Source organism: Nostoc sp., from assembly GCF_036919895.1.
Lineage (GTDB): Bacteria > Cyanobacteriota > Cyanobacteriia > Cyanobacteriales > Nostocaceae > Nostoc.
Window position 1 is genome coordinate 25,289 of record NZ_JBALBW010000115.1, and the last position, 22,077, is coordinate 47,365.

The 22,077-nt window shown below is 43.2% G+C and carries 23 protein-coding genes and 1 pseudogene; 9 read left to right on the forward strand and 15 right to left on the reverse strand.

What is annotated here, in order from left to right; genetic code table 11:
• Positions 1-75: 75 nt before the first annotated feature.
• Positions 76-1,359, forward strand: a complete 1,284-nt coding sequence (glyA, locus tag V7K55_RS22905; RefSeq protein WP_334834957.1) for a serine hydroxymethyltransferase — start codon at positions 76-78, stop codon at positions 1,357-1,359.
• Here the strand turns inward: glyA and V7K55_RS22910 are convergent.
• Complete coding sequence (locus V7K55_RS22910) at positions 1,326-1,541, reverse strand: hypothetical protein (RefSeq protein ID WP_334834959.1); 216 nt, start codon at positions 1,539-1,541, stop codon at positions 1,326-1,328. The two genes, glyA and V7K55_RS22910, sit on opposite strands and share 34 nt — an antisense overlap.
• Before the next feature lie 33 nt (positions 1,542-1,574).
• Between V7K55_RS22910 and V7K55_RS22915 the strand changes: the two genes are divergently transcribed.
• From V7K55_RS22915 to V7K55_RS22925, 3 genes are read left to right on the forward strand one after another with little or no spacing between them, the layout of a single operon-like run.
• Positions 1,575-2,837: a competence/damage-inducible protein A gene (locus V7K55_RS22915; protein ID WP_334834960.1), complete on the forward strand. Its 1,263-nt coding sequence runs from the start codon at positions 1,575-1,577 to the stop codon at positions 2,835-2,837.
• Positions 2,838-2,873: 36 nt separating this feature from the next.
• Positions 2,874-3,134 (forward strand): CopG family transcriptional regulator, encoded by a 261-nt coding sequence (locus V7K55_RS22920; RefSeq protein ID WP_334834961.1) that lies wholly within the window; start codon positions 2,874-2,876, stop codon positions 3,132-3,134.
• Positions 3,121-3,543, forward strand: a complete 423-nt coding sequence (locus tag V7K55_RS22925) for a type II toxin-antitoxin system VapC family toxin (protein ID WP_334834962.1) — start codon at positions 3,121-3,123, stop codon at positions 3,541-3,543. The genes V7K55_RS22920 and V7K55_RS22925 overlap by 14 nt, the downstream gene beginning before the upstream one ends.
• An 84-nt stretch (positions 3,544-3,627) precedes the next feature.
• Here V7K55_RS22925 and V7K55_RS22930 read toward each other — a convergent pair whose 3' ends face one another.
• On the reverse strand, positions 3,628-4,230 hold the full coding sequence (locus V7K55_RS22930; protein WP_334834963.1) for a Uma2 family endonuclease: 603 nt from the start codon (positions 4,228-4,230) through the stop codon (positions 3,628-3,630).
• Positions 4,231-4,625: 395 nt separating this feature from the next.
• On the opposite strand from V7K55_RS22930, the gene V7K55_RS22935 reads away from it, so the two are divergent.
• On the forward strand, positions 4,626-5,423 hold the full coding sequence (locus V7K55_RS22935) for an LmeA family phospholipid-binding protein (protein WP_334834999.1): 798 nt from the start codon (positions 4,626-4,628) through the stop codon (positions 5,421-5,423).
• A 211-nt stretch (positions 5,424-5,634) separates the two neighbouring features.
• Here the strand turns inward: V7K55_RS22935 and V7K55_RS22940 are convergent, their stop codons facing one another.
• From V7K55_RS22940 to V7K55_RS22975, 8 genes are all read right to left on the reverse strand, one after another.
• Complete coding sequence (locus V7K55_RS22940; protein WP_334834964.1) at positions 5,635-7,026, reverse strand: UDP-glucose dehydrogenase family protein; 1,392 nt, start codon at positions 7,024-7,026, stop codon at positions 5,635-5,637.
• 151 nt (positions 7,027-7,177) lie between these two features.
• The gene (locus V7K55_RS22945; RefSeq protein ID WP_334834965.1) at positions 7,178-8,128 is read right to left on the reverse strand and encodes a UDP-glucuronic acid decarboxylase family protein; all 951 of its coding nucleotides are present in this window, start codon (positions 8,126-8,128) and stop codon (positions 7,178-7,180) included.
• 416 nt (positions 8,129-8,544) lie between these two features.
• Positions 8,545-10,683, reverse strand: coding sequence for a cation:proton antiporter domain-containing protein (locus tag V7K55_RS22950; protein WP_334834966.1), 2,139 nt, complete (start codon positions 10,681-10,683; stop codon positions 8,545-8,547).
• Positions 10,684-10,833: 150 nt separating this feature from the next.
• Positions 10,834-11,490 (reverse strand): HAS-barrel domain-containing protein, encoded by a 657-nt coding sequence (locus V7K55_RS22955; protein ID WP_334834967.1) that lies wholly within the window; start codon positions 11,488-11,490, stop codon positions 10,834-10,836.
• 79 nt (positions 11,491-11,569) lie between these two features.
• Positions 11,570-11,767, reverse strand: a complete 198-nt coding sequence (locus tag V7K55_RS22960; RefSeq protein ID WP_012411449.1) for an NAD(P)H dehydrogenase subunit NdhS — start codon at positions 11,765-11,767, stop codon at positions 11,570-11,572.
• 109 nt (positions 11,768-11,876) lie between these two features.
• A complete protein-coding gene (gene rodA, locus V7K55_RS22965; RefSeq protein ID WP_334834968.1) occupies positions 11,877-13,190 on the reverse strand; it encodes a rod shape-determining protein RodA in 1,314 nt (437 codons plus the stop codon).
• A gap of 163 nt (positions 13,191-13,353) precedes the next feature.
• Positions 13,354-14,424, reverse strand: coding sequence for an Mrp/NBP35 family ATP-binding protein (locus V7K55_RS22970; RefSeq protein WP_334834969.1), 1,071 nt, complete (start codon positions 14,422-14,424; stop codon positions 13,354-13,356).
• 175 nt (positions 14,425-14,599) lie between these two features.
• Positions 14,600-15,124 carry an SRPBCC family protein gene (locus tag V7K55_RS22975; protein ID WP_334834971.1) on the reverse strand — a complete coding sequence of 175 codons (525 nt, stop codon included), beginning with the start codon at positions 15,122-15,124 and terminating at the stop codon, positions 14,600-14,602.
• A gap of 311 nt (positions 15,125-15,435) precedes the next feature.
• Here V7K55_RS22975 and hemF point away from each other — a divergent pair, with 311 nt between their 5' ends.
• Together hemF and V7K55_RS22985 are read left to right on the forward strand one after the other, a co-directional pair.
• Positions 15,436-16,476: an oxygen-dependent coproporphyrinogen oxidase gene (hemF, locus tag V7K55_RS22980; protein ID WP_334834973.1), complete on the forward strand. Its 1,041-nt coding sequence runs from the start codon at positions 15,436-15,438 to the stop codon at positions 16,474-16,476.
• 224 nt (positions 16,477-16,700) lie between these two features.
• Complete coding sequence (locus V7K55_RS22985; protein WP_094328250.1) at positions 16,701-17,069, forward strand: STAS domain-containing protein; 369 nt, start codon at positions 16,701-16,703, stop codon at positions 17,067-17,069.
• Positions 17,070-17,138: 69 nt separating this feature from the next.
• On the opposite strand, the gene V7K55_RS22990 is transcribed toward V7K55_RS22985, so the two are convergent.
• Positions 17,139-17,744, reverse strand: a complete 606-nt coding sequence (locus V7K55_RS22990) for a chromophore lyase CpcT/CpeT (RefSeq protein WP_334834975.1) — start codon at positions 17,742-17,744, stop codon at positions 17,139-17,141.
• A gap of 204 nt (positions 17,745-17,948) precedes the next feature.
• Here V7K55_RS22990 and psb29 point away from each other — a divergent pair, with 204 nt between their 5' ends.
• Positions 17,949-18,656 carry a photosystem II biogenesis protein Psp29 gene (psb29, locus tag V7K55_RS22995; protein WP_334834976.1) on the forward strand — a complete coding sequence of 236 codons (708 nt, stop codon included), beginning with the start codon at positions 17,949-17,951 and terminating at the stop codon, positions 18,654-18,656.
• 68 nt (positions 18,657-18,724) lie between these two features.
• Here psb29 and V7K55_RS23000 read toward each other — a convergent pair whose 3' ends face one another.
• From V7K55_RS23000 to V7K55_RS23015, 4 genes and pseudogenes are all read right to left on the reverse strand, one after another.
• Positions 18,725-19,087, reverse strand: coding sequence for a phage holin family protein (locus V7K55_RS23000; protein ID WP_334834977.1), 363 nt, complete (start codon positions 19,085-19,087; stop codon positions 18,725-18,727).
• 294 nt (positions 19,088-19,381) lie between these two features.
• Positions 19,382-20,032 (reverse strand): biopolymer transporter ExbD, encoded by a 651-nt coding sequence (locus V7K55_RS23005; RefSeq protein ID WP_334834978.1) that lies wholly within the window; start codon positions 20,030-20,032, stop codon positions 19,382-19,384.
• A 41-nt stretch (positions 20,033-20,073) separates the two neighbouring features.
• Complete coding sequence (locus V7K55_RS23010) at positions 20,074-20,802, reverse strand: MotA/TolQ/ExbB proton channel family protein (RefSeq protein ID WP_334834980.1); 729 nt, start codon at positions 20,800-20,802, stop codon at positions 20,074-20,076.
• Between the two features lie 177 nt (positions 20,803-20,979).
• A pseudogene (locus tag V7K55_RS23015) lies at positions 20,980-21,159 on the reverse strand (hypothetical protein); the annotation flags it as partial.
• A gap of 357 nt (positions 21,160-21,516) precedes the next feature.
• On the opposite strand from V7K55_RS23015, the gene V7K55_RS23020 reads away from it, so the two are divergent.
• Positions 21,517-21,831, forward strand: a complete 315-nt coding sequence (locus V7K55_RS23020; protein WP_334834981.1) for a YkvA family protein — start codon at positions 21,517-21,519, stop codon at positions 21,829-21,831.
• The last annotated feature ends 246 nt before the right edge of the window (positions 21,832-22,077 follow it).

Here is a 22,077-nt window from a genome sequence, read left to right on the forward strand (position 1 = left end):
CGCCTCTGTAGAACTGTTAGGTGCTGCACCTAAACAAAATCAGCCGTTGTACAAATTTCCATAAGGATAATTGAAGTGACTAAAACTAACTCAGACTTTCTTTCCTCCACCGATCCAGCGATCGCGGAGTTAATCAACGACGAACTACAGCGTCAGCGAGATCACTTGGAGTTGATTGCTAGTGAAAACTTTACCTCCGCGGCGGTACTGGCGGCTCAAGGTTCGGTATTAACAAATAAATATGCCGAGGGATTACCTGGTAAACGCTACTATGGCGGTTGTGAATATATCGACAAAATCGAGCAAATAGCGATCGATCGCGCTAAACAGATATTTGGTGCTGCTCATGCGAATGTCCAACCCCATTCTGGCGCACAAGCCAATTTTGCCGTGTTCCTGTCGCTGCTGCAACCAGGGGACAAAATTATGGGGATGGATTTGTCTCATGGGGGACATCTCACCCACGGTTCACCTGTAAATTTCTCAGGTAAGTGGTTTCAAGTTAGCCACTACGGTGTCAATCAACAAACAGAACAACTTGACTACGATCAAATTCGGGAGCTGGCGCTGAGGGAGCGTCCTAAGCTCTTAATTTGTGGTTATTCAGCTTATTCCCGGATCATTGATTTTCAAAAGTTCCGTAGTATTGCTGATGAAATTGGCGCTTACTTACTTGCCGATATTGCTCATATCGCTGGTTTAGTTGCTACTGGTCTTCATCCCGATCCCATTCCTCATTGTCATGTAGTCACAACAACTACCCATAAAACTCTGCGCGGCCCTAGAGGTGGCTTAATTTTGACCAGCGACGCAGAATTAGGTAAAAAGCTAGATAAATCTGTTTTTCCTGGCAGTCAGGGCGGGCCATTGGAACACGTCATTGCTGGTAAAGCAGTGGCTTTTGGAGAAGCCCTAAAGCCTGAGTTTAAAACCTATTCTGCCCAAGTGATTGAAAATGCTCGTGCTTTGGCAGAACAACTACAAAATCGGGGTTTAAAGATAGTGTCAAATGGCACTGATAACCATTTACTCCTCGTGGATTTACGCTCTGTAAATCTAACTGGTAAGCAAGCGGATCAGCTAGTTAGTACTGTGAATATTACTGCTAACAAAAATACTATTCCCTTCGATCCACAATCGCCATTTGTTACCAGTGGTTTGAGGTTAGGTTCGCCCGCAATGACCACGCGGGGCTTGGGAGTCGCAGAATTTACCGAGATTGCAAATATTATTAGCGATCGCCTACTTTCCCCAGATTCCGACATAGTAACCCAAGATTGTCGGCAACGGGTAGCAGCATTGTGCGATCGCTTCCCCTTATATCCTCACCTGGAAATTCCAGTACCAGCACTAGCATAATTGGGCATGGGGCATGGGGCATTGGTAAATAGTTCTTCTTCCCAATCCCCACCCAATCCCCAATTCCCAATCCCCAATTCCCAATCCCCAATTCCCAATCCCCAATCCCCAATTCCCAATCCCCAATTCCCAATCCCCAATTCCCAATCCCCAATTCCCAATCCCCAATCCCCAATTCCCAATTCCCAATCCCCAATCCCCCATTCCCAATTCCAATGAGTGCAGAAATTATTTGTGTTGGTACTGAACTGCTCTTAGGAGATATCCTCAACGGCAATGCTCAATTTTTGGCGCAACAATTAGCGCAGCTAGGTATCCCCCACTACTATCAAACAGTGGTTGGGGATAATCCAGAACGGTTGAAGCAAGTTATAGAAATTGCTATTTCCAGAGCGCAAATTCTCATTTTCACTGGTGGACTCGGCCCAACACCAGATGACCTCACCTGCGAAACCATCGCTGATTTTTTTAAAGTTCCCTTGGTAGAACACCCAGAAATCATCGAAGACATAACCCAGAAATTCGCCCAACGCGATCGGGTTATGTCACCCAGTAACCGCAAACAAGCTTTGATTCCCCAAGGTGCAGAAATTCTCCCCAACCCCACTGGAACAGCACCCGGCATTATTTGGCAACCCCGTCCTGAAATCACGATTTTCACCTTTCCCGGCGTTCCCAGTGAAATGTACCCGATGTGGGAAGAAACAGCCGTCCCATTTCTCAAAAGTCAAGGTTGGGGTAAAGACATTATTTACAGCCGGAGTTTAAAGTTTTGGGGGATTGGTGAATCTGCTTTGGCGGAAAAAGTTGCTTCCTATTTGAAATTGCCAAACCCCACAGTAGCCCCTTATGCAGGTAAGGGGGAAGTCAGATTGCGAGTTTCTGCGAAAGCAAATTCAGAAGCAGCCGCAGAAGCCCTAATTGCGCCCATTGAGAAACAACTTAAAGAAATTGCTGGACTAGATTTTTACGGCGTTAATAATGATACTCCGGCTTCCGTGGTCGGTCAGTTGTTGCGGGCATCAAAAGAAACGCTTTCGGTGGCAGAATCTTGCACCGGTGGCGGTTTAGGGCAAATGTTAACCGAGATTTCTGGAAGTTCTGATTACTTTTGGGGTGGAGTAATTTCTTATGATAATTCGGTGAAGGTTAAGCTGCTGGGGGTTAACCCAGAAGATTTAGATAAATTTGGGGCGGTAAGTGCGATCATTGCAGAGCAAATGGCAGTTGGGGTGAAAACCCGACTTGCAACAACTTGGGGATTGAGTATCACTGGTATTGCTGGCCCAACCGGAGGGACAGATACAAAGCCGGTGGGTTTAGTTTACGTTGGTTTAGCTGGGCCAAAGGATGAAGTGACAAGTTTTGAGTATCAGTTTGGTACAGTGCGAGGTCGAGCTTTAATTCGTCATGTAAGTGCAAATGCAGCGTTGGATAATCTGCGCCGAAAGTTATTGACGAGGTCGCAGATATGTTAGTCTTGTCATACAATCGTATGACAAGAGAGCAGAACTATGCGAATCAATGCTCGATTAGATGATGAGTATGCTGACAAACTAGCCTATATTCAACAACAGACTAATCAGGCTGTAACAGATGTGATTAAGTCTGCCTTGGAATTGTACTATCAACAACTTCAGCAGCAGCAAAGGAATCCTTTCTCAATGCTCACCGAAACAGGCTTTATTGGTTGCGGTGAGGCAGATCCCAATATATCTGTAAATTACAAATCAATTTTGAAAGATGGCTTAAAAGCTAAGTATGATCATCGTTGATACTGGCTTTTGGTTAGCATTGGCAAATCGTCATGACTCGTACCACACTCAAGCAATAATGGTACTTGCCAATCTCAACGAACCTCTGATTACGACTTGGCCTGTCGTTACAGAAACTTGCTATCTACTCTTAACAAGAATGGGCGATCGCGCCCAAGTAAGTTTCATTAATAACTTATTTTTAGGGGTATTTACGGTTTTTGATTTGCAACCCCATCATGGTAAACGTATTTGTGAACTGATGGAAAAATATAGGAACTTACCAATGGATCTTGCTGATGCTTCGCTGGTCGTTTTAGCAGAACACTTGGGACATGGAAGAATTTTGTCGATAGATTTCAGAGATTTTAATGCTTACCGATGGAAAAATCAGCATCCGTTTGAAAATCTGATGCAGTTCGAGGTTTGATCGTGCAGCTTTGATTAGCAGAGAGGCGATCGCATTTTTGCATAGAGGTTGCGATCGCTTCATAAGAGACCATAGCATTCAAAATCATTTCCAAACCTCGGTCAAATCTAGGATAAACCCAGGCAAGATATCTTCACCTGACAAGGTTACGGGATTATCCATAACTTCTACAGACTGGCCTTGCCTATAAATCTCCACTTTTTTGTTTTTTCGGTCAATTAGCCAACCTAAACAAGCTCCATTTTCTATATATTCTCTCATTTTGGCTCGTAGGGGTTTCATATTGTCATTTTTAGAACGCAGTTCCAGTAAAAAATCAGGACAAAGAGGGACAAATCCATCTTGCTGTTCTGGAGTGAGTGCGTCCCATCTGTTTTGAACTACCCAAGCTGCATCGGGAGAGCGATCGGCTCCGTTAGGGAGGTGAAAACCAGTCGAAGAGTTAAATGTTTTACCAAGTCTTGTTTGACGGTTCCAGAACCATAGTTGTCCTTCGATATCTAAATTCCTATTTCCTGTAGTACCTCCAGTTGGAGCCATAACAACTAGCTCTCCTGTAACAGTTCGTTCTAGTTGTAAATCTCGGTTAGCGATCGCCAACTCAACTAACTGCTCGTGGGTGACTGTAAGTGTTAGCGTTGGTGGAATATTCACTGCAATGGATCGATGTGTTTTGGCTTGTGTCACTGTTTCTTCTCAAACCTACGCTGATCTAGAAGCTCTACACATATTCTAAAAACCATTTGCATTCATTTCCATAGTTTAAAGTAAATGCGTCACTATAGCGAACTGGCGATCGCCTCTTTCAATCAGTCACCTTATCAAAATTCTTCCTAATCAACTTCATCATCTTCATCATCTATGAGGAGTGCTTGTGAGCTATGAGGCACATAAAGCACATAAACAGTGTCTTCACGAATTGTGAACAAAATACGGTAGAATCGGTAATATTTGACACATTTAGCTATTTACCATCAGCTATCCAACTCCTACCCATCAGCACAATTAATCACGGGATCGCTTGCTGGATTCTTCATAGTTTGTTACAAAAGTACAAAGAACTTCTAGAGACTAAAAACCACATGTTCGGCGGACTTACTGGTTTACAAGATCCTAAAGGCACTGATTGGGGTGAGCGGATGCTCAATACGGTCGCCAGCCAAACGATTCGCCACCTGTTTACCCAAAGCGAGTCAGTAGAAGTCTTTGTGCGCTGCTACCCCTCCAGCAAACTGTTGCAAGGCAGCATTGATAGCTTCAAAATGAACGGTCGTGGCTTGGTGATTCGGAAAGATTTCGCGGTAGAGGAGATGTCTTTTGAAACCGATGCGGTGGCCATTGACTTCGGTTCGGTTTTAAGTGGCAAACTCAGCCTTAAGCAACCCACTCAAGCGATCGCTCAAGTAATTTTATCAGAAGCGGGCATCAACCAAGCCTTTAGCGCGGAACTGGTTAAAAAGCGCCTGCTAAACCTCTCCGTACCATCCCTGACAGAATTATCTGGCGGTGAACCAGTTTCCTTTACGGAAGTTCAGGTACAGCTATTGCCAGGAAATCGCTTACAGCTTGTAGCAAAAGCAGATTTAAACAATGGCGAACTCGTTCCCCTGAACATGAGCCTAGCTTTAGGCATTGAAAGGCGGCGACGAGTTTCCTTCAAAGATCCGAAAATTCAACTTGACCAAGTGCCAGAAGCACAACGGGAAATTTCCCAAACCTTGAGCGTGGCGCTGGTAGAAATTTTAGATAATATGGTCGATTTGGATCGTTTTGACCTTGATGGAGTGAAAATGCGACTCAACCGATTAGAAACTGAAGGTCAAAAACTTATTTTCAGTGGATATGCCGAAGTTGAACGTATTCCAAATAGCGCTCGATGAGAAAAAAACACACAAAAATTCAAAGTAAAGTTTTCCTGAACAGCTTTGTATGAAGCTTTATACAAATTAAATACCGCCCAGAATCATCTAGGCGGTAATTTAAATCTTTAAGTTTTGAAGGAAGTTAGGAGTTATTGATTATAGGTTGTAATTAATTTTTACTTATCACTCCTAACTCCTGTAGAGACGCGATTAATCGTGTCTCTACTCTCTACCTTCCCACGCCTACATATTGGAATCCAGCGCGGATCATTGCTTCAGGGTCGAGGAAGTTACGACCGTCGATGATAACGGGGTGAGCCATTAATTTTGCCATCTTCACATAGTCAAGAGTGCTGAACTGCTGCCATTCGGTGACAAGTACTAAAGCATCGCAGCCATCAGCTAGTCTTTCGGCATCAGTTTCTACTAGCACACCAGAAAGCCCATGACGCATACCTGTTTGGGAAATAATAGGATCGTAGGCTTTGACTTTCGCTCCCAGTCGGTTTAGCTGCTCAATTAAAATCAGGGCTGGAGCATCGCGCAAGTCGTCGGTATCTGGCTTGAAGGTCAGTCCGAGTAGTCCGACTGTTTTGCCTTTGAGAATTTTCAAAACTTGTTGGAGTTTCTCTAAAGCAATCAAGCGTTGGCGTTCGTTGACACTAACAGCAGCTTTCATTAGCTGGGCTTCATAGCCATAATCCTCAGCAGTGTGAATCAGAGCCGAAACATCTTTGGGAAAACAAGAACCACCCCAACCGATACCAGCTTGTAAAAACTTGTTACCAATGCGGGAGTCTAGACCGATGCCTTTAGCTACTTCGGTGACATCAGCACCGACGCGATCGCAAATATTCGCAACTTCGTTAATAAAACTAATCTTGGTGGCTAAGAAGGCATTGGCGGCGTATTTAATCATCTCCGCCGAACTCAGGTCTGTCGTCAAAATTGGCACTGGGGGTAAAGATTGATCCTCAGCAAACTTGCGTTCCACAATTGGGGCATACAGTTGTTGCATCAAGGCTACTGCTCTTTGACTATTGCCTCCTAGTACAATGCGATCGGGGTTGAAGGTGTCGTGAACTGCTGAACCTTCGCGCAAAAATTCTGGATTGCTTACCACATCAAACTCGGCTACAAACTCAGGTAATTTCTGATCGCTCGGTACTCCACCTGCGGGTACTAATGCTTTCTGCTGCTCTGCAACACCATCTAGAACAAGCATCCGCACCCAGTCACCTGAGCCAATGGGGACTGTAGATTTATTCACTATCACCTTATAACCACCGTTGAGATTTTCTCCAATCCCACGGGCTACAGCTTCGACATAACGAGTATCACTTTCACCAGTGGGTAAAGGTGGCGTTCCCACAGCAATAAACAGAATTTCTCCGTGGGTAACTCCAGCAGCAAGATCGCTTGTAAAATGAATCTTCTCGGTTTGAATGGCAGACTGCATAATTTCTGAGAGTCCCGGCTCAAAAATTGGGGACTGTCCAGACTTCATTAACTTAACTTTTTCTTCGTTGTTGTCTACGCAAATTACATCATGCCCAATATGAGCCAAGCAAGCACCTGTGACTAAACCAACGTAACCAGTACCAATCACGCAAACACGCATTCTTTAAACTCCCTAATTTTTTTGGGTGTAGTCTTCAAAAAGAAGTTATCAATACGACACTTAACACGCTGTTAGTAAACTCAGCCACTAAGCATACCAGCTACCGAGCGGGTGAGCTTGCATGAAAATTCAGAGCGATGCTAGGCGCTACTTAGTTGGTTGAATTATTGCCATCGCCTTGAATGCGATCGCGGAAATCTTCTATTGTCAGTTTTAACCCCTCTTGCAGAGGAATGGTAGGTTCCCAATTTAACCAAGTTTTTGCTTTGGTGATATCAGGCTGGCGACGGCGGGGATCGTCCGAAGGTAATGCCTCGAATTTAATCTTTGCATCTGGATTGATCATATTTTGCACAGCTTGGGCCAACTGTAAAATCGTGTACTCACCAGGATTTCCCAAATTCATTGGGCCAATATAGTCGCTATTCATCAGGCGGATGAATCCTTCTACCAAGTCGGAAACATAGCAGAAACTACGAGTTTGCGAACCATCCCCATACACGGTTAAAGGATTACCCCGCAAGGCTTGAACTATAAAGTTGCTCACCACCCGACCATCGTTTTCTAACATTCTCGGGCCGTAGGTGTTAAATATCCGAACAACTCGAATATCAACTTTATTTTGTCTGTAATAATCAAATGCTAAAGTCTCAGCAATTCTTTTACCTTCGTCGTAGCATGAACGGATCCCGATGGGATTAACGCTACCCCGATACTCTTCAACTTGGGGATGAACTTCTGGATCTCCGTATACTTCACTCGTTGAAGCCAAGAAAAACCTAGCTTTCACACGTTTAGCTAGCCCCAACATATTCAGGGTTCCCATGACGTTAGTTTTAACGGTTTTAACTGGGTTGTACTGGTAATGGACTGGTGAAGCTGGACAAGCCAAATGATAAATTTGATCCACTTCTAACCGAATTGGTTCGGTAATATCATGGCGGATCAGTTCAAAGTACGGATTACCTAACCATTTAAGGATGTTCCGTTTGTGACCAGTGTAAAAATTATCCAAGCATATTAATTCATGCCCCTCGGTCATTAATCGGTCGATGAGATGGGAACCAATAAACCCAGCACCGCCCGTCACCAAAATTCTCATAGTTTCCCAGTTACTTACAAATATTTTCAGTAGCTATTGCACTTACTTTTAGATTACCCAGCTTGGGGACAAAAATACAGAACTGAAAAAAGAACAAGTTTAATCAAAAAGTATTGTTGAATTTACTTATTTTTGTACAGTTATAACTTTGTGATGTTTTTACCTGCTTATTTAACAATTTAACTAGCAAAATAACAAACTTAGTCTCAATATTGTCAGTCTTCGACTCAAAGTTCATCAAATCTTCAATAACATAAAATATTTTTATGGTTACTGGTGTTCTCTTCTGGAAGCCGCGGAGAATGGACTGTAGGAATATCCAGATATCCCTACAGTCGATTCATTTGTTACAAAGCTTTTTGTGAATGCGGATCGCCAGCCCCAGTTGACTCAGATAGACTAAAATCTGCCCTAAATCATACAGCAGACGTAATGCTAGTAACCGTGTTAGACATAACTATATTTGTGCTTTGAGTGCGCTGCGGTTCTCCAAGTATGACAATGGAGCAGGTGAGTTGTCTGGCTAACTGGGTTGTAACATCGCTAATAGCTAACCCTCCAGGACTAGTACGATTACGGATAAAAGGTAAAACGACTAAATCATATAATCGTGCAGCCTGCAAAATTGCTTGGGCAACATTTTCATGAGCGATAATTTGAATTTCTGGGGCATTAGCCAAAGCTAAATTAGATACCATTAGGGAGAGATGCGATCGCCTCCAGGCAATTTTACTGGAACTGGTGCGGCGATCGCACACATTTAGCACAGTAATGTGACTCTGATTTGCCTCTGCCAGCATTTGGGCAAATTGCACAGGGTGTAATGTCGGTGCTGTTAAATTTTCTACTGGTACTAAGATGCGCTGAATTTTTTTCGGTGATTCTACTAGACGTGTTACTGCTACTGGACAATGGGATGCCCAAAGTACTCCATCAATCACATTGCCAAATAAACGCGCTCGTAACCCAGTCCGTTTGCCCCAACCCATGACAATTAAATTAGCCTTTTGTTCGCGAGCGGCTCGGCTAATTCCTTGAGCAAAGGCATCATCAATTCGCAGCATTGGTTCTGCGGTAACACCTAATAATCGACTGTGTGCCGTGGCTTTCGTCAATAACTGTTCACTGCGTTGTAGAGACGCTTCTAACTGGGGTGCATCCATTTGAGCCGCAGCAGTTGCGATCGCAAGGGGTATAATTTTTCCCTGAGATTGACGGGCTAATAAGACCGCCATTTCAATCAAATGCTGTTCGGTATGAGGATTATAGACAGGTACGACTATAGTAAAAGCACTACCTATCTCTGGTGCATTCTGGTCAGGAAGAGGTGGTGCAGAATCTTCCGTTGGTAAGGAATTCAAACCAACAGCGATTCGACTGGTCATCAATGGCCCCAAAGTTGATGTGACAACCATTAAGACAATGACACTGTTTAATACTTCTGGTGGCAGCAATCCAGCGTGATATCCCACTAAGGTAGCTGCTAAAGTTGTACCAACCTGGGGAAGTGATAGCGACCAGATGGTTAACGTTTCTTGCCACTTGTAGCGGTAAACTAGTTTTGTCAACAAAGCTGCAATCAATTTACTGACAATCAAACCGACTATCATCAACAGCGTTAACTTGAGCGTGTCCAGGTTGTTAGCAAAGGTGGGTAAATCGATCAGTAAGCCAAGGTCAACAAAGAAAATGGGAATAAACAGCACACTGCCAATAAATACCACCTTTTCTTTGACTGGGCCTTCACCTACCGCTTCATTTACCGCCAAACCCGCTAAAAAAGCACCAACAATTTTTTCTATCCCAATCAATTGAGCGCCCACTGCTGCCAAAAACACAGAAAGCAACACAAATAAAAACTTGTTTCCTTCGTCATCTCCAGACCGCTTGAAAAACTCCTTACCTGCCCAATCAAAACCTGTCACAACAGCAACAGAGTAAATAATTAACCAACCCGACAAGGTAAGTAGTTTAGCAAAGCTGAATGCTCCAGCATGAGCAACACCTACACAAACGGCTAAGATTAGCACTGAGCCAACATCTGTAAAAACCTTAGCTCCAATAGTTACAGTAACAGCTTCGTTGTTTACTACTCCCAAACGGCTGATTATCGGATATGCCAAAAGGGTATAGGAAGCGAATAAAGAGCCAATTAAGATGGAAGTATTCCAGCTATAACCTAAAATCAGCCCAACTAAGGTTCCCATCACTAGGGGGACACTAAAAGTCAGGCTAGCAAATCCAAAGGCACGACTTTTTTGCCGATGAAACTTTTCTAGATCGATTTCTAGTCCTGCGACAAACAGCAAATAAATTAACCCAATGTCTGATAACAGGTTAATCATCGGCGAGTCAGATTGAAATAAATTCCAGCCGGAAGGCCCAAGTACTAGCCCTGAGAATACCAAACCCACTAATCCTGGTAATCTTAGCCGCTCAAACATGATGGGTATAACTAAAATAACCACCAGCAAAATAGCAAAAGGAACAATTGGTTCCTTGCCAAGAACTTGGGAAGTTGGTTCCAGAACAAGAACTTGTGATATGAGTTCCATAGGTAGGAATTGAAGGAGCTATGATAAAATTGCGACTACCTTGGGGGCGATCGCCTGATAATATAAATCAATGCAGAAGCCACCTGACGAAAAATCGATAAAAATATTAATAACTTACCCTAACTAGGCAATTGTCCAAGAACCAACTACCTACGGATGGATTTGACTTAAAATAAACCGCAAGCGATCGTAGTCATCTTTAAGTAGCACGCTTAGATTACGTCCAGCTTTAATCAGCCATTCTCGGTCAGCTTTGCGTAACTGGTATACATCTCGAATGGCAGCTGCGGTTAAAGACTCGACTGGCGCACCGTTAATACAAAGTAGTGTCCGCAAAAAATCTAGTTCTTCAGTAAATTTAACGATCGCTTCTGGTTCGCACCGATAAACAGCTTGATGAATTTGCGGAGGACGGGGTGGTAGATACTGATATATTCTTTGGTTATAACCTCGATTCTGGGAAGATTGTTCAAATCCCACGATCGCAGCGCGAAATTCTGTTCTCAGCATGGCAAATATTTGGGGTTGTTCCTCGCGTAAGTCTTGCAATGACAACCCCAAAGCTCTCGCTCGGTGTACAGAATCTATAGGCATTGTTGTGGCATAATATACCACGCCGTAAACTTGATTTCCAGATTCTTCATCTACAGAACAAACCCAACTACCAAAGGGTGGCATGGAGGGAAAGGTCAAATCTTCTGGTTCCAAACACTGAGCTAGAAACTCGGTACTAGTAGTCTCAATCACCTCCGCAATGTGGTTGGGATGGCGATCGCCAGTGGTAAACTGTGGTAGGGGAAGGCGCATGGTAATTTAGTCATTAATCATTGGTCATTAGTCATTAGTTTTTGCCAAAGGACAAAGGACAAATGACTAATGACTAATCTTATTTAGCTTTTTTCCGTCCGGCTATGGTCTCTACGAGTTCCAATTCACTCAGGCGAAAGGTAACTAATTTATCCCAGTTACCACCTTCAAATAATACGGCTACTTTGCCATCAGTCAGTCGTTGCACGAGTCCTTCGTAGCGATAGTACGTATCTGCGGGATTTTTGACGCGAACAGTTGCTCCAGGCAGAATCATGTTTTTAGCCTCGCTTGTTTCCTTTTAATAGCTTAATACTTCTTAATAGTCATTAGTCATTAGTCATTTGTCATTGGTCATTAGCAAAGGACAAATGACTAATGACGAATCAATAATACTTCTGCTTTTGGCGAAAATTTGCTACCGATTCTACGATTCCCAAGGAAATGAAGTTAGTCAGCATAGCAGAACGCCCATAACTCATCCAGGGTAGGGGAATTCCGGCCACAGGCGCTAAACCTACAGTCATGCCAACGTTCACAATCACTTGAAACACGATCATGGATAAAACGCCAATAGCCAACAAAGAACCAAAGTTCTCTTTGGCGGTTTGGGCGACATGCAGTAGACGGAGGCAAATTAAGCCGAAGACAAACAGCACTAACAAACAACCAACAAAACCGAATTCTTCGCCCACTGCGGAGAAAATAAAGTCTGTATGCTGTTCAGGTACGAAATTTAGTTGTGTCATTGGCCCCTTGAACAAACCCCATCCCCAAATTTCACCAGCACCAATGGCAATACGAGATTGGATTAAGTGATACCCAGCACCGAGTGGATCGTGATCGGGATCCATGAATACAGTTAGCCGATCTTTTTGATACGGTTTTAAAATATGGTTCCAAGCAAAGACTCCTAATTCGCCACCGAGTATATTGAGAGTCCATGCACTGATAGCACCAAAACCAAATCTCCGCCAGGGCAGAGTTTGCCAGCCCACAATAGCCATCGCAGCAGACCAAATTAGCCCTAATGGGCCAAAAGATAGTTCTTTGAATAAAACTATCGGCTCTGAATAAGGCCAAGATATACTAAACAAAATGGCAGCAACCACAGGAGAAATCATCAGAATTAACCAGCCTGGGTTAGCATTTGCCCAGTAAAGCATTCCTAAGACGATCGCACCAAAGACCAGTGATGTTGCTAAATCTGGCTGCAAAAATACTAATCCCCAAGGGATGGCAGTGATTGCCAGAACGCGGAAAACACCTTCGATGCTAGAAGCAGTCTGCCTGTGTAGCAAAGCCGCTAAGGTGATAATCATGCCGATTTTGGCAAATTCTGAGGGTTGTACGTTAAAGCCGGCGATACTAATCCACCTTTGTGCCCCTTTAGCACTAGTACCAGCAATCATCACAGCAATTAAGCTGAAATTCGTTAGTGAGTATGTTACCCAGTGCCACTGCATCAAGAGTTCGTAACGGATGCGAGATAAAAATAGGGCTATAAGCACGCCGATACCCGCTACCATCCAGTGCCACCACCAGTCCGTGACTGGCTGCTTCAGTTCCGTACTGAGAATCATGGTGCCACCAAAGATACTGATAGCAACTGGCAAAAAAAATAGGAGCCAATCTACATTCTGCCAGGGCTTGACCCAAGACTTCCAGCGAATTTTGGGGAGCGATCGTTTTAACAACATTGTGTCAATTTAGACGTTAGCTTTAATTGTTGGGATTAGGCATTGGGGATTGGGAATTGGGAAAAATCAATAGTTATCCTTCCCCCTACTTCCCCATTCCCTAATACCCAGTCCTTAGTATTCCCAAGCTATAGCCCAGGAAGTAGATAGAAATTAAAATTTATTATGTCAGGGCAGCAACTGATACTTTACCAGCAATGGTAAGAGCGATCGCGGTTAATGCTTTTGCCGAAGCTGAATCTGGATCGCCAACAACTATCGGCACACCACTGTCACCACCAACTCGTGTGGAAATCTCTAGCGGTACGCACCCTAACAGTGGCACTCCTAATTCGGTGGCTGTTTTAGAGCCACCACCAGAACCAAAGATGTCATACTGCTTATCTGGTTGATCGGGGGGGATAAAATAGCTCATATTTTCCACGATTCCCAATACCGGGACATTCATCTGCTGGAACATCCGCAATCCCTTGCGAGAATCTAACAGGGCTACATTTTGCGGCGTGGTGACAATTACCGCCCCTGCCATTGGCACTGCTTGAGTCAAAGTTAACTGAGCATCTCCGGTTCCCGGTGGCATATCTACAATTAGATAATCAAGTTCTCCCCATTCCACTTGATAAAGAAACTGGCGAATTACACCATTGAGCATAGGCCCCCGCCAAATTACTGGTTGATCTCGGTCAATCAAGAAGCCCATTGAAACTAATTTGACACCGTGGTTAAAAGCAGGTTCTAGGATGTCACCTGTTTCAGTGGAACGCACATTAATTTTGGCATCAGCCAGACCCAGCATGGTGGGGTCATTGGGGCCGTAAATATCAGCATCTAACAAACCTACTTTCGCCCCAGTTTGAGCTAGAGCCACTGCGACATTTACCGCCACCGTACTTTTACCAACGCCACCTTTACCACTGGAAACAGCAATAATATTTTTGACACCAGAAATGCCAGTGCGGTCTGGCAAACTTTTTTGTTGCGGTGTTTCTGCGGTTACTTCTATGCTGACATCTGTAACACCTGGGAGCTTTTTGACAGCTTTCTGACAGTCTTCAACGATAAATTCACGTAAAGGACAAGCAGGAGTGGTCAACACCAAAGTGAAACTAACCTTACCATCGTCAATTTTGACGTTACGAATCATATTCAGTTCCACCAGACTTTTGCGGAGTTCTGGATCTTCTACTGGTCGCAAAATTTCTAAGACAGAGCGAGAATCGAGGACATCGTACATAAAAATTCAAAATTCAAAATGAATAAATACACTTGTGGCGAACTTAGTTATCAACTGGATACTTTCTTAAGTAAGGTCAGCTTAGTGGTTTCACTGTCAATGCCGTAATAAAATTTAGTAAATGGCATTATTACCTATATAGAATCTTAACTTTCTTTGGGCATTGGGCACTTGCCTAAAAATCAAAACAACTGTCATCAATGGTTTTTTTCTTCCTAGATACCGTTGGCAATGCCGTCTTTTCAACTGCCTCGATTAAAGACCGTGCTACGCGGTCTACATAAGGACGGGATAAAGACCAAATTAAGGGCGATAACCATCCACGTAGTGTTACAGAATAAAACAGACAAGTACCACAAACCGTTGACTCTACTTGATAAGTTATCCGTTCCTCTATCCCAGGAATCGCCAGCACTCGGATACTCAGCATTTCTCTAGGATTGACGCGCTCCACAAAGAGACGGATGGGAATCGGTGAAAAGCGCGTTACTGCGTGAAAAATCAATCCTGGTTTGGGTACTAATCCGTAGGGTACGTTAGTACTCTTAAGTAGTGGATGCCAGGAAACATCTGTTAAGTCAGCGACTTTTTGCCACAATTCATCTACAGAAGCAGAACTTATCTCTCTATACGTCCGCACCAGAGAAGCGCAAAACCGACGACGTTTGCGGTGGATGAATTTGGATAACCAATCTTGCATTTTCCTAATCCTCCCCCTCTCTAGACACTTTCTAGTAACTCTGGTATCCTGTGCAACTACGCTCAGTTCCTGGAATACTAAATGAGCGAAATAGTAAAAATTAACAAAAAAAACTCAGTCAATATACAAGCCTATACGCATTTGAGGGAAAATAACTCTAGTGATGCCTATCAATCGGATAAATGCTTAACCAGTAATAAAAAGCGGGTTGGGCAAATAGAGCTTGATTGTTGGCGCGTGTTTCCCCCAAATTTTAAGATAAGAAATTTGTGGCTTTCTGGAAATAAATTGTAATTTAGGTTCGGGAATCTATGTTGACCAACTCGCAAACACCAACTGTAGCAGCAGAATCATCCAAGTCTTTGCCAGCACCTGACGCTCAGATTAGAGTCAGTCAGTTTATGAAACAACTGCAAGACGAAATTACCGAATCATTGGCAAAACTAGATGGTGTGGCTAAGTTTAACGAAGATAGTTGGGAACGCCCTGAAGGGGGTGGAGGGCGATCGCGCGTGCTGCGAGAAGGTGCAATATTTGAACAAGCTGGTGTAAATTTTTCTGAAGTTTGGGGTTCCCATTTGCCAGCCTCAATTTTAACCCAACGCCCTGAAGCCGCAGGTCATGGCTTTTATGCCACGGGAACTTCAATGGTATTACATCCTCACAATCCCTATGTGCCTACAATTCATCTAAATTATCGCTACTTTGAAGCGGGGCCTGTGTGGTGGTTTGGTGGTGGTCTTGACTTGACACCTTATTACCCTTTTGCTGAAGATGCGGCACATTTACACAAAACATTGAAACAAGCTTGTGACAGACATCACCCAGACTATTACTCTGTGTTTAAGCCCTGGTGTGATGAATATTTTTACCTCAAGCATCGTGATGAGACACGGGGCGTAGGTGGTCTGTTTTTTGATTACCAAGATGGTCAAGGCGCTTTATATCGCGGGCCAAATCCCAATGGAGACGCGGCTATTCATAGCAATCAAGTGGGAACCCCAGAAACCCGCAATTGGGAAGATTTGTTTGCCTTTGTCCAAGACTGTGGTAGAGCATTTTTACCAGCCTACGTACCCATTGTAGAACGGCGACATGGGATAGAGTATGGCGATCGCCAACGGAATTTTCAACTCTACCGCCGGGGACGGTATGTAGAATTTAACTTGGTTTATGACAGAGGTACTATTTTTGGTCTGCAAACCAACGGACGTACCGAATCAATTCTCATGTCCTTACCTCCCCTAGTCCGTTGGGAATACGGCTATAAACCGGAACCCAATACCCCTGAAGCCGAGTTGTATGAAACCTTCCTCAAGCCTCAAGATTGGATCAACTGGACACCCAGTTAATAGTGCTGTGTTAGGAGTTAGGAGTTAGGAGTTCTTCCCCCACTCCCCACTCCCCCATTTTTAATTGCTACTCAGTACTGTTTTAGTGAGTTAAACTACTAAAGTTAAGCACTTAGCAGAAAAAGGTGACAATTTTAGCTATGGCTTGTTAATCTCAAGTGACAGCATTAGACAATTCTGTGTAACTAGCTAATCTTAAAAGGAATGCCACGGGGAGGGCTTTAGTGATTCAGATAGACCAAAAAACTTATACAACCCAAGACGGAAATACCGTTATTGTCCTGACACCAGCAGGTCGCCTAGACATTACCACTGCTTGGCAATTTCGCCTGAAATTACAAGAGTGTATTTCTAAACTCAGCCGCCATGTAGTTGTGAATCTGGCTCAGGTAAATTTTATTGATAGTTCTGGTCTAACGTCTTTGGTAGCCGGGATGCGCGATGCTGATAAAGTCAAGGGCAGTTTCCGCATTTGCAATGTACATCCAGAAGCCAAACTCGTGTTTGAAGTGACGATGATGGATACTGTCTTTGAAATCTTTGAAACAGAAGAGGAAGCTCTAGAAGGCGTACCTCGTAGCATCGCTAGCTAAAAAAGGGTTGGGAGTTAACAGTGAGGAGTTAATTGACACTTCATAACTCGTAACTCATGGAGCATAAGTTTATCTTATTTTAAACTGATTTCGCTTGGTGTAGCGATAAGGGCCCATAATCGCTCCCCAAGTTGCTTTTCCAGTTGCTGGATCGATTCCTTTGTCATAGCTGTGAAATTCCGCCGCAGTGGCTTCAAAACCCAAGGAAACATAGACGCTATTACCAAGATAAGTAAAGCTGCAACGAGTCTCTGGTGCTGGGGTAGCGGTAAACTTATAGCGATCGCCAGCTAGTGTTTCCTGAGCTACTGTTAGGATACAACCTGGTAGTAAATCTAATTGTTCGGGTGTCAGTGTGTTTAACAGAGCAGGGTTATTGCCTGCACCTCTTAATGCATCTGGATCTTGAGGCATGTAATATTGTACTTCCAGAGATGTGTCAGAGTTGCTGCCCTGACGCAACCGCATAATTCTCTGGCGGTAAGGTTTATCTAGGTTAATCGCATTAGCTTGTTCGGCAAACAGGGTGATGCTATCTTCTGTGAACAAATTCACTGGCCTTTGCCACATTCGGAGATGGACATACCAAACTGGTTCCCCTATGGCTTGTTCCTGATTATCAAATTCACCTGCTAGGTACTCACCTAAAGCAATTAACTGTGGCGAGAAGTTCATAAATGCGATAAATAAATCATTTATAGATAAAAATTTTGGCTAGTTTTTTTAGAGGGAAGGGTCTTATTCCCTATGGCTACTAGCTCATAAAATACTTTTGATTTGTTTATATTGTAAATGAAACCGTCACCAGTCAAAAGCTAAACTTGGCAAAGTAGCCTTTAAGCGTGAAAATAAAGATACGTCGCCCTTAACATTTTCTTTGTGAATAACGTCCGTACTGTCTCTGATACAAAACGAACTTTTTACAATCTTCACACCCGTCCGATTAACACTATTTATCGTCGGGTGGTAGAAGAATTGATGGTAGAAATGCATCTACTTTCAGTAAATATCGATTTTAGCTACAATCCAATTTATGCCTTGGGTGTCGTCACGACTTTTGACCGCTTCATGCAAGGCTATCAACCAGAACGAGATCAAGAATCGATTTTTAATGCCCTATGTCGGGCTATAGAACAAGATCCGCAACACTATCGACAGGATGCGGAAAGATTGCAAGCTGTAGCTAAAGGTTTGCCAGTTAAAGATTTAATTGGGTGGCTAGGCCAAACGACTTACTTAGATCGAGATGCTGACTTACAAACACAACTGCAAGCGATCGCCAATAATCCTAACTTTAAATACAGCCGTTTGTTCGCAATTGGTGTATTTTCGTTATTGGAACAGTCCGATCCCGAATTAGTCAAAGACGAAAAGCAACTAACTGAGGCGCTAAAAGCGATCGCAGCTGGCTTGCACGTATCTAATGACAAACTCAACAAGGATTTGGAGTTATACCGTTCTAACCTAGACAAGATGGCGCAAGCCCTAGTGGTGATGGCAGATATGCTCTCAGCCGATCGCAAAAAACGCGAACAACGCAAACAACAATCAGCTACCCCCGTTGCTCCCCCAAGTTCCAACGAATAGTTAGGAGATGTTAGTTAGGAGTGATGAGTTGTTAATAACTCCTAACTCCTAACTCGTCACTATTAATTTTAAACGCCCAATAATCTGTAGATTAAGCTGTTAACTATAGTCAGCGTAAATGCCCCAATAACAGCACTCCAAATACCGTAACGTAAGCGAAAGCCCTCTACTAACCAAGCAGCAATACTAAAACAAACTACGGCAATCATAAATGTGAAAATGCTGGATAGTAAGTCCAATGTGAGTAAATTGGGGACTGCAAAAATGAGCCTTAAAATCGGTCTGACTATTGCCGTCACAATACCAAGCACTGCGGCAGAAAGGAAGGCTTTACCAGGAGTATCAATTTCAACTCCTAAAGGTAATTTACTAATTATCAACAGGCTAATAGCTGTTACTAGCCAAACAATTAAAAGCGTAACGATATTCATGCCACAACCCCTGAAACGTGAATGGCAATTGGTGATAAATTACTTCAGTTTATCGGTGTAAAAATCTTTAAAGCTCAACCAATTATTTGTAAATTAGCAGAAGTTTGATCGCTAACCGAATTTTGTTTTAGATATCTTTAGGATTGAGAAAAAGCTTCAGAGGGAATAAGGAAGAAGTGGGAGGGCAAGGAAACAGGGAGCAGAAGGGAAAAAAGTAATTTTTAATTCTTCCCCTTGCACCCGGCAAGAACTGCTCCTCTGCCTTTTGTGTCCAATCCCCCCATACTTGCTATTTCATCTTTTCAAAGGAGGTTGGGTTTGTTTGGGTGCTACAGGCGCTTTGGATGCTGGTGGGTTAGAAATACCAGGATTGATAGGACTGATACCTTGTCCAGTTGGAGGCTGACTTAGGCCAGGTAAGGGTACAGAATTAGGTGCTAAAGGAAATTTAGGGCTAAGATTGCCTTCAGGATTGATTGGGAAAGAGGGAATATTAGGCTGGTTGAGTGAGTTTGTGGGTAGTTGAGATGGGCCAGGAATAATTCCCAAAGAAACGCGATCGCCTCCTACTTGCCGTAACAAATCCAATGTCTCAATCACATCATTATAAGTTGCTGTCCGCGAAGCATTCAGCACCACAACAGCACTGGGGTTTCCTTGGAGATACTGTTTTAACCTCGCTCCCAAATCGTCACGTTTTACAGGCTGTTTTTCTATGTAAGTATTGCCAACGGCATCGATAGTTACAATCAAACTTCCACTCTGTGATGTTATTCCAGATACTGTACTAGGGCTGGCTTTGGGCAAATCAACATTTATTGCCTGTTGCCGCGTAAATTGCAATGCCGCTAATAAAAAAAACGTCAGGATACAAAAAACAACATCAATTAAAGGAATGATTTGAATTTGAACTTCTTCAATTGGGGTATGTAGATTAACTTTCATTTTCGGAATTTAAACGCTTGGTTCGGAGGTTGAATTATTGACTAATTAGCTGCATTTGGCGGTTCAGGAGGTTCAGGCAACCTAGTCTTTACTGGCTTGCGGGGCGGAGTTAAATTTTCTCGCACAATTGCTGATGTACTATTACTAAAATCAGGGGGGGATTGGCGGTAGAGTAATTCCATTTCATTCCCTGCCTTCCGAAAAACTTTGATTTGGTTAACTACAAAACTTTGAAATAGGCGATAGAATACCAAACTAATAATGGCAACTATTAGCCCAGTTGCCGTAGCAATTAGGGATTCACCAATACCAGTAGTTACCCCAGCTGTCGATTCAGTTCCCAAATCACCAATCCGAATTGCTCGCAGAGCTTTGATTAAACCCAAAACCGTGCCCAACAATCCCAGCAGTGGCGCGAGGGCAATCACGGCTTCTAAAAGCTTTTCACCCCGCCGCATTCCAGCCAATTCATCTTCTGCTGTAGCCTCAAGTGCTAGTCGAAAGGTTTCCACATCAGTTTTTGGAAAACGTAAGGGGGCATAGAGAAAACGTCCGACAGGTTGATGGCTTGCTTGTTTGGCAATATCCGCAGCTGCTTGCCAATTATCTTGGGCAGCATCCAGAATGCGATCGACTATTTGCTTTTCCTGAGTCAAAATTCGCAGCCAGAACCACAGACGCTCAAAAATCACACTAAAAGACAGAACCGATAGGACAAGCAAAGGCCACATCGCTGGCCCGCCCTTATAAAATAAATCTAAAATATCCACTGTTTAAGTTTCCTCCCTCCATAACTAGAGCAAATGTGCTAAAGCATTTTAATTCTAGAGATTAATGCAAAATGAGGGACTTCCAAAATATAAATTTATCGAAAAGCTAAAAAGACACTGTAAGTATTGCGTATTTGACTTAGACTGCTGGACAAACTTGGTGCTGGGTGGCAATTGTAGGTAGGTAATATTGCCATGAATAAAGTTCACCGGTTTGTTGATTTTATATGCCACACCTGCCACCAGTTGACCCAGACTAGACATTTTTTCACTTTGAACCATTTGTGCTTGAGTGTACTGCAATTCACTCAAAGCGCTTTTGAGTTCGGCGGTGCGTTCTTCTACCCTGTCTTCTAACCCTGTAAAGGATTCCCCTGTAAAATAAACAATCAACATCCATACAATTTATTTGTTGTTAGGAAATTACTAAGCTAATCGTCATTCATTTTTCCAGAATGATTCGCTCGTAGTAAGGGCTTCAGCCCTGCTTTTATCCAACTTAAATGCTCATTAGCTTACTACAGCACAGCAAAAATAAAATTTACAGCCCGAATCAGTGAAACCCTTGCAAACCTATACTCTTGTGGATAATTACAGAGTAGGTATTTGGTGGAAAATTACGAGTAGCGTCATCCAGACTAACTATGACGGTTATTCCCACCGGGAGTTTTTAGGATAATTTGTCAAAATTAAAAATAACTGGAGCTTAAAAATATGAAATTTTCAATCCAATCACTTTACACCTGGTATCGCAATGTGCTTCGTAACCCGAAGTACCGTTGGTGGGTAATTTTAGGAACGTTAGTCTATTTGGTCAGTCCAATTGATATTGTCCCAGATTTTATACCCGTTGCGGGACAGATTGATGATGTTTTCCTTTTGACTCTGCTAGTTGGTGAAGTGTCTGGACTGGTGATTGAAGGCTGGAAAGCTCGTAAGGGTGATGTAGGCACTGAAGCACCTAATACTACTGAGGCTTCTACTACCACTCCAAGCACTATCGATGTTGATGCCGTTTCAGTTAAGTAGTTTTAAGAAAACCCCTGCTTTTTGAATCTGAGGTGGGGGATATTTTTTTAATATAAAGGAATGCAGATGTAAGCGAACAAGCTGGGGTTGAAAAAGTATAATTCAAGCTCAATAATATTAGCGATCGCTCAATATAAACTTGGGTTAATAGTGGTTGTTTGAGGATTAACTTGGGTTATGGATTTTATCTAAAACTAGAAGAGTGTGTGTAGTTTACCGCCGTAAGAATCGCTCTAGTTCAGAAAA

Coding starts and splice junctions, on each gene's coding strand:
- rodA (WP_334834968.1), bottom strand. CDS start 13,190: ATGTTGTTAAAACGATCGCTCCCCAAAATTCGCTGGAAGTCTTGGGTC.
- V7K55_RS22970 (WP_334834969.1), bottom strand. CDS start 14,424: ATGTACGATGTCCTCGATTCTCGCTCTGTCTTAGAAATTTTGCGACCA.
- V7K55_RS23000 (WP_334834977.1), bottom strand. CDS start 19,087: ATGAATATCGTTACGCTTTTAATTGTTTGGCTAGTAACAGCTATTAGC.
- V7K55_RS22915 (WP_334834960.1), top strand. CDS start 1,575: ATGAGTGCAGAAATTATTTGTGTTGGTACTGAACTGCTCTTAGGAGAT.
- V7K55_RS22920 (WP_334834961.1), top strand. CDS start 2,874: ATGCGAATCAATGCTCGATTAGATGATGAGTATGCTGACAAACTAGCC.
- V7K55_RS22945 (WP_334834965.1), bottom strand. CDS start 8,128: ATGAGAATTTTGGTGACGGGCGGTGCTGGGTTTATTGGTTCCCATCTC.
- V7K55_RS22950 (WP_334834966.1), bottom strand. CDS start 10,683: ATGGAACTCATATCACAAGTTCTTGTTCTGGAACCAACTTCCCAAGTT.
- V7K55_RS22975 (WP_334834971.1), bottom strand. CDS start 15,124: ATGCAAGATTGGTTATCCAAATTCATCCACCGCAAACGTCGTCGGTTT.
- hemF (WP_334834973.1), top strand. CDS start 15,436: ATGTTGACCAACTCGCAAACACCAACTGTAGCAGCAGAATCATCCAAG.
- V7K55_RS22990 (WP_334834975.1), bottom strand. CDS start 17,744: ATGAACTTCTCGCCACAGTTAATTGCTTTAGGTGAGTACCTAGCAGGT.
- V7K55_RS22960 (WP_012411449.1), bottom strand. CDS start 11,767: ATGATTCTGCCTGGAGCAACTGTTCGCGTCAAAAATCCCGCAGATACG.
- V7K55_RS22925 (WP_334834962.1), top strand. CDS start 3,121: ATGATCATCGTTGATACTGGCTTTTGGTTAGCATTGGCAAATCGTCAT.
- V7K55_RS22935 (WP_334834999.1), top strand. CDS start 4,626: ATGTTCGGCGGACTTACTGGTTTACAAGATCCTAAAGGCACTGATTGG.
- V7K55_RS23020 (WP_334834981.1), top strand. CDS start 21,517: ATGAAATTTTCAATCCAATCACTTTACACCTGGTATCGCAATGTGCTT.
- V7K55_RS22940 (WP_334834964.1), bottom strand. CDS start 7,026: ATGCGTGTTTGCGTGATTGGTACTGGTTACGTTGGTTTAGTCACAGGT.
- V7K55_RS22955 (WP_334834967.1), bottom strand. CDS start 11,490: ATGCGCCTTCCCCTACCACAGTTTACCACTGGCGATCGCCATCCCAAC.
- V7K55_RS23005 (WP_334834978.1), bottom strand. CDS start 20,032: ATGAAAGTTAATCTACATACCCCAATTGAAGAAGTTCAAATTCAAATC.